Raw genomic sequence first — 8,442 nt, forward strand, 5'->3', positions numbered from 1 at the left:
TACCTCATTTATTACAGTTATATAAGCTATTAGTTCTTTGATCCCTATTTCGTTTTCTCGTACAATAACTACTGACTGCTGCACATTGTCTAGCTGTTCTAGCGCAGATTCTATTTCGCCTAGTTCTATACGATATCCCCTTATTTTTACTTGATAATCTTTTCTACCTATAAACTCAAGGTTTCCATCACTATTCCATTTTGCCAAATCGCCCGTTTTGTATAAACGTTCGCCATCTTTAAATGGATTAGGAATAAATTTTTCTGCAGTTAATTCGGGGCGATTTAAATAACCTTGGGCCAATCCGTATCCTCCAATACATAATTCGCCAACAACTCCTATAGGTACTATTTGCTCTTCTTCATTAAGAATATAAACCTGTGTGTTTGTTATTGGTTTTCCTATTGGTAATTGTGAATTGTATATAGCGTTTGGTTCTACCTTATAAATAGTAGAACATACTGTACATTCTGTTGGTCCATAAGCATTGTATACATCACTATTTTTTGCACATTCTAAAATTACATCTAAATTTGGTGACTCTCCTCCAACAACCAATACTTTTACAAATGCAAGTTTTTGTACATCTAAACTGATTAAATATGATGGTGGAATGTGAGCAATTGTTACATTTTTTTCTTTTAAATAAGACACAAACAATTCTCCATCTTCTATGAATGATTTATTAAGCATTAACAAACAAGAACCTGAAATTAAGCTCATAAATATTTCACTGGCAGACACATCAAAAGAGAACGAAGTAAATTGTGATACACAATCTTTTTCTGTGATTTCAAATCGTCTGCTATGATCTAGCACCATGTTTGTAAAACTCTTGTGACCTACCATCACGCCTTTTGGATCTCCTGTAGAACCTGAAGTATAAATTACATATGCTAAATCAGAAAAAGACCTTTTTATTTCTAGATTTGTTTTTCTTGTTTCATCTTCTGAAAAACTATCAAATTCTATATCAATTGAAATAATTTTTGTATTGAATTCTAATACATCAAATAAACTATCTGAATTGATGATAAGTACTTTTAAGCTCGATTCTTCTACAATGAATTGCTTACGCGATTCAGGGAATCCAATATCAATCGGCACATAGGCCGCTCCAGCTTTTAATATTCCTAAAATAGAAATAATTACCCATTCAGAGCGACTCATCATTACTCCAACTAAATCATTTGATTTTATATCATATTCACTTCTTAAATACTGCGCAAGTTGATTCGATTTTTCGTTCAGTTCTTTATAAGTTAGTGTTTTATTTTCATGAATTAATGCCACCGCATTTGGATGTTTTTGGACTTGTGCTTCAAATAAGTCAACTACTGTTTGTTCTTTTTCATATACAACTTTCGTTGTATTAAAAGTTTCTAATAATTGTTGTTTTGTATCAGCTGTAAAGATTTCTAATGAACTTATAGATTGATTCGCATCTTTTAGAATAGAACGAATTAATTGTTCAAAATGCAATGCCATTTGAACAATGGTTTCTTTTTTGAATAAAGTAGTTGCATATTCAAATCCGATAGCCAAACCAAAAGGTGTTTCTGCAACATTCATCAAAATGTCAAACTGAGAACTTGTGTGTTCAGTTTGTAACATTTCTAATTCACTTTTACCTAAATTCATTCCTGAGACCTTCTCATTATTTTGAAACACAAATTCTGTTTGAAATAATGTACTACGACTTTGGTCTCTTTCTATTCCTAAATGATCTACAATCCGCTCAAAAGGAACATCTTGATATGTGTAAGATTCTAAACAGGTTTGTTTTACTTGCGCTAATAAGTTTATAAAAGGCACATCACTTGTGAATGTATCTCGTAATACTATTGTGTTAGCAAAAAAACCTATGAGTTTTGAAATTTCTAATTGTTCTCTGTTTGCAATCGGAGTTCCTACACTTATATCCGTTTGACCCGTATAACGGTATAACAAAACTTTATAAATACTAAGAAGTGTCATGAATAACGTAGCATCATTATCTTTAGATAATTCATGTAATCCATCTAATAACTCTTTATTTATTGAGAAATGGTGCATGGATCCTTCCATTGATTGTACTTCCGGACGCGGAAAATCAGTTGGCAATTCTAAAACAGCGGCTCCTTTTAGTTTTTCTAACCAATACGCTAGCTTCATTTTTAAAACATCACCCGATAAATATTCTCGTTGCCATATACTATAGTCTGCATATTGAACAGGAAGCGGATCTAAAAGTACTTCTTCTCCTTTTAGCAAACTTTGATACGTAACTTCTAATTCTTTTACTAAGATTGGCAGCGACCAACCATCAGAAGCAATATGATGTACTACCAAAATTAACACATGGTTTGTTGGTGATTCTTTTACAACTACTGTTCGCAACATATAGTCCTTAGCTAAATCGAATGCTTTAAATATTGTATCATCAATTAATTTAGTTATTGTTTCTTTTTTTGGTAATTCTGGAATATAAGTAACCTCATACTCATCTTTACCCATAATATACTGATAACCCACACCTTCATAATCTTTAAAAATTGTTCGTAATGATTCATGGCGTTTTACCAAAACTTTAATGGCTTTTGTGAATAGCTTTATATTAAATTCACCTTTAAGTCGTAATACTCCTGGAATATGAAATGCATTACTTCCATGAAGTTTATCAATAAACCATAAACGTTCTTGTGCGTATGATAAGGGAATATGAGCTGGTCGTTCTCGAACAACAATTTCCGGAACATTTGAAACAGTAGCGTTCTTAATTGTTTCAACTAAACTAGCAATTGTTGGTGTAGCAAATATATCGCGCACGCTTACGATAACTCTAAATTCTGATTTGATATGTGAGACTAGTCGAATGGCAAGTAATGAATGTCCACCAAGCTCAAAGAAATTATCATTAATTCCTATTTTTGGAATATTGAGTAAGTTTTCCCAAAGAGTTGCCAATCCCGATTCTAATTCGTTTCTTGGTGCTATGTAATTTTCTTGTAATAACCCTGAAATATCTACATGCGGTAATGCCTTTCTATCTATTTTTCCACTTGGCATGAGTGGCATGGCCTCCATTTCTATAAAAATGGATGGAATCATATGAGCTGGTAAACGTGCTTCTAAGTACTCATTAAGGTCTTCTTTTGTATAAGATTCATTCACTTCTATGTAACCAACCAAACGTTTACCTGTATTACCTTCATCTTTGACTAATACAGCTCCTAAAATAACTTGCGGCGCTTCTTGTATTACAACTTCTATTTCGCCTAGCTCTATTCTATTTCCGCTGATTTTTACCTGTGCATCTTTTCTGCCAATGAATTCTATCGTGCCATCTGGCAGCCATTTTACCAAATCACCCGTTTTGTAAAGCTTCGTACCTGATTCGAATGGATTGTCGATAAATTTTTCTGCTGTTAAGGCTTCTCTGCCCAAATAACCCTGTCCTACGCCATCTCCGCTTGCGCATAGTTCTCCTATGATGCCTTTGGGAACTAGTTGTATGTCTTCATCTACAATGTACATTTTCATGTTTTGGATTGGCTTTCCAATTGGAACATAACCAGTCCAATCCTTTGACATTTCATTGAAAATGTAGTGTGTAATATCATCCGAACATTCTGTTGGTCCGTATACATTACTCATGGCTATTTCCGGGTATAATTTAAACCAACGTTCACAATACGCTGGAGGTAAGCCTTCTCCGTTCATCATTAACATAACTAAACTCGAAAGATTTGGCTTTGTTGCTTCTGATTCTATATAATCCAGTAAGATTGAAAAATGCGCAGGAACACTTTCTAATACTGTAATTTCTTCCTTTTCAACATTTGATAATAATCGTTTTGGATCCCAAGCGTCATCTCCTACCAAGACTGTCGTTGTTCCACCAACTAGTAAAGCCACCATATATTGCCAAATACTCACATCAAAAACTTGCGTAGCTGTTTGTGCAATATTTGAGCTTTCATTAATGTTAAAATCATTGATTTTTGCATATAAGTGATTCAACATTCCTTGGTGCTCCAACATTGCTCCTTTTGGTTTCCCTGTTGATCCGGAAGTGAAAATGATGTAACTTACCATATCTCCCGAAAGGGAAATATTGATGTTTTCAGTACTGTATTTATCACTTTCAGAAACATTTACATAGAGAATATTTTTGCCTTCCGTTAATCCTTGAATACTTTCCTGTAAATCATTCGTTGACAAGACAATTCCACGATTGGCTTCAGATAATATTTGCTGATTTCGCTCCATCGGGAAATCTGTGCTCAGTGGAATGAAACATGCACCTACCTTCCAAACACCTAACATTCCCACCAAATAATCAATGCCGCGATTCATATAGAAAACAACTTGATCTCCTTGAGAAATTGAGTTTGCTACTAAATAGTTTGCTAATTGATTCGCACGCTCATTCAGTTGCTGATACGTTAATGACTCGCCTTCAAACTTCACTGCAATCAAATTTGGCGTTGCTTTTGCTTGTTCCTCAAACAAAACCACCACATTTTTATCCTTTGGATAGTCAGTTTCCGTTTGATTTAAATCATGAAGTAAACTATTCTTTTCAAAAGCATCCAACATTTCAATGGCTTCAATAGCTTGTGTTGTATCATAAGCTACTGATTCTGCAATGTTGACAAAGTGCCGTGCCATTCGGGCAATCGTCTCTTCTTTGAATAAAGCTGTTACATATTCTACTGCAACATAAATTCCATTTGGTGTTTCTGTCAAACTGAATGTAAGATCAAACTTGGCCGTAGCGTGAACAGATTCTTCAACTGTAACCGGGTTGTCTCCCAATCCAACTTCCAGAGTTTCCTCTTCTTTTTGAAATACGAAAAAGGTTTGGAATAATGGCGTTCTACTTTGATCTCTATCTAATAATAAATCGTCAACAATTTTCTCAAATGGAACATCTTGATGGTCATATCCTGTCAAACAGGTTTCTTTTACCTGAGCTAACAAGTCTATAAATGAAGACTTACTATGTATTTCATCTCTTAATACAATTGTATTTACAAAGAATCCGATGAGTCCTTGTATTTCTTGCTGTCCACGATTTGCAATTGGTGTTCCTACACTAATATCTGTTTGTCCTGTATAACGATATAATAATACCTTGTAGATACTCAATAAAGTCATAAATAACGTTGCACCATGGCCTTTTGCTACTTCATCTAGTTTGCCTGCGATGGCTTTATTTAGATAAAAACCATATATTTTTCCTTCTGTAGATTGTACTGCAGGTCTTGCAAAGTCTATTGGTAATTCCAATGGTGTGCTATTTTGCAAGATTTCACGCCAGTAGGATAATTTTTCTTCTAAGGCTTTTCCTGATAAATGATTACGTTGCCAAATACTGTAATCTGCATATTGAATTGGCAGTATTGGTAAATTAGCTTTTAACCCTGTGGTATATTCTTTATATAAAGCTTGTAATTCGTTTATTAATATTGGCGTTGACCAACCATCGGAGGCAATATGATGTATTACTAGTATTAATACTTGACTTTCATCTGTATCTTCTATTAATGTTATACGCAACATATAATCATTTGATAAATCAAATGGACGCATCGTTTCTTCATTGATGAATGTTTCCAGAGACATTTCTGACCCAAGCATTTCTACGTAATCCACAGAAAAATCCTCGTAATTTTTTATTTCCTGATATACGTTTCCGTTTTCTTCTTTAAAAATGGTACGTAAGGATTCATGACGTTTGATAAGGGCTCGTACAGCTTTCTTTAGTGTTGTACTTTTAAGTGAATTTTTCAGACGCAAAACACTTGGTATATGATATGCCACACTTCCTTGTAATTGATCTATAAACCATAAACGCTCTTGAGCATATGATAATGGAATGTATTTTGGTCTGTCACTTACCACAATTGGCGTAACTTCTAAAGACTTTCCTCTCAAAATTGTAACTGCCATCTCAGAAAGCGTTGGTGCATCAAATACATCTTTCACGTTGAAGGCTACTCTGAATTTTGATTGAACGTGAGATACCAATTGAATAGCCAATACTGAATGACCACCTAATTCGAAAAAGTTATCGTGAATTCCTATCTTTTCAATATGCAATAATTCTTGCCAAATAGTAACTAATTGAAGTTCTTCTTGTGTTTTTGGAGCAATGTAAGCTGCCGTTGTATAGGCCGAAGTATCAGGATCTGGCAAGCCTTTACGATCTATTTTCCCGTTTGGCGTTAGTGGAAATGATTGTAATTTCACATATATTTTAGGAACCATATATTCCGGTAATAACTCATATAGTGCTGATTTTAGATTGTCAACTTCTACCTCATTTATTACAGTTATATAAGCTATTAGTTCTTTGATCCCTATTTCGTTTTCTCGTACAATAACTACTGACTGCTGCACATTGTCTAGCTGTTCTAGCGCAGATTCTATTTCGCCCAATTCTACACGATATCCACGAATTTTTATTTGATTGTCTTTTCGTCCAATAAACTCAATGTTTCCATCTGGTAACCAACGTGCTAAATCTCCTGTTTTGTAAAGACGCTCATCTTCTTTGAAAGGATGCGCTACAAATTTTTCAGCCGTTAATTCCTTTCGATTTAAATAACCGCTAGAAAGACTTTTACCCGATAAACAAAGCTCTCCAGAAACTCCTATAGGAACTAATTGCAAATCAGCGTTTAAAATGTAGGCTTGTGTATTGTCAATTGGTTTTCCTATTAAAATTTTTCCATTGAGTTCCGTTACTTTGTGATATGTTGATACCACTGTATTTTCTGTAGGTCCATAATTGTTGTAAATTTCAACATTTTCTGGAAGTTCACTCATTTTCAAAGCCTCACCTCCAAGTAGTAATTTTACACCTTTTAAAGGAGTTTTTACATTTTTAATACTAGGGTAAAACGCTGTGGGTATGTAAGCATGTGTAATCTTATTCTTGTTGATAAAACCGACAATATAATCTGGGTTTAACCGAATAGATTCTTCTACAGGATATATACAGCCGCCAGAAAGTAAATATGGAAATAATTCCCATACCGAAGCATCAAAACTTATTCCTGAGAATAATAGGGCTTTACTTGTATTTTTAAGCTCATATGCTCGTTGATGCCAAGCAATTAAATTACGTAGATTTTTATTAGAAATCATTACACCTTTTGGACTCCCTGTGGTTCCAGATGTGTAAATGATGTATGCTAGTGATGTTGACAAACTATTTGTTTCAACAACCGTTTTTGGTTCTTCCTTAGAAATTTCCAAACCATCTAAATATACAACTTGTTGTTCGTCGCTTGTTTTTAGGAAGATAGAAGCTAATAGTCTTTGCGTCAGAATAATTTTTGCAGAAGTATCTTCAAGTATAAAATCAATACGTGCTTGTGGATATGATGGATCAATTGGCACATATGCACCGCCAGCTTTTAAAACAGCCATAATTCCAACAACAAATTCCAAGGAACGCTCCAAACATATTGGCACTAAACTCCCTTCATAGACTCCATTTTTACGTAAGTAATGTGCTAATTGATTTGACTTTTTATCTAATTCAACATAGGTTAATTTCCGATTATCATCAACAATTGCAAGTGAATTTGGAGTCGTTTTAACTTGTGTTTCAAATATTTCTACAATAGTTTCTTGTAATAAAACTTCAATTTGTGTATTATTAAATGAATATATTAATCGTTCTTCTTCTTCTTGTGAAAGCAGTTTACGATTATTTATTATTTCCGTTCCGTGATATAAATAATTATGAAGGAAATTGTTAAAATACTCCAAAATATTGTCAACTGTAAGTCCAGACTTAAATCCTCTTGTTTGGTTTGCACTAACAATCAATTGATTGTTTGTCATGTTAGTTGTGAAATCTAAGTACGTATTTGTTCTTTCAAATCCGCTTACACCTAAACTTTCTAATTCTGTTGCTTCTATATGATTTTCAAATGCCGAACTTTCTAATAGTTCATTAACTACATAAAAGTCCATATAACTAAATATTACATCAAAAAATGGGTTCCTATCGGAACTTTCTTTATGGAGTTTTGCAATTTCTAATAATGAAAGCCTGTCTTTACTTCTTAATTCTTGAGATGCAGATGCTACTGATTTTATAAAAGATACCCATGTCTTTTTATCAGTATTAACATTATATCGAAATGGTAATGTATTTAGAAAACAACCTAATAGTTTATCTCCATCTTCAGCAATTGGTCTTCTGTGTGAAACAATTCCTATCGTAATATCTTTTTCAGGTGATAACAAACTAATTGCATACAAATACGCTGCTAAGAATAAATGTCTTACTTCAATTTGATCTTTTTCACTTTTAGTAACTAATGCTTCAAGAAATTCATCTGTATATACTTTGCTTGTCTGATAGTCATAACGCTCTTCTGTTAAAATATCAAGTCGTTTGTAATCTTGAAGTGTATTTTTCCAGTAGGCAATGTTTTC

General features: G+C 33.6%; 1 protein-coding gene. It reads right to left on the reverse strand.

Features of this window, described 5'->3' with window-relative positions; genetic code table 11:
- A partial coding sequence (locus tag JF259_RS17315; protein ID WP_199116969.1) for a non-ribosomal peptide synthetase occupies positions 1-8,442 on the reverse strand: 8,442 nt, incomplete at both ends.

Source organism: Snuella sedimenti (genome assembly GCF_016428595.1).
In the GTDB taxonomy this organism is placed as follows: domain Bacteria; phylum Bacteroidota; class Bacteroidia; order Flavobacteriales; family Flavobacteriaceae; genus Snuella; species Snuella sedimenti.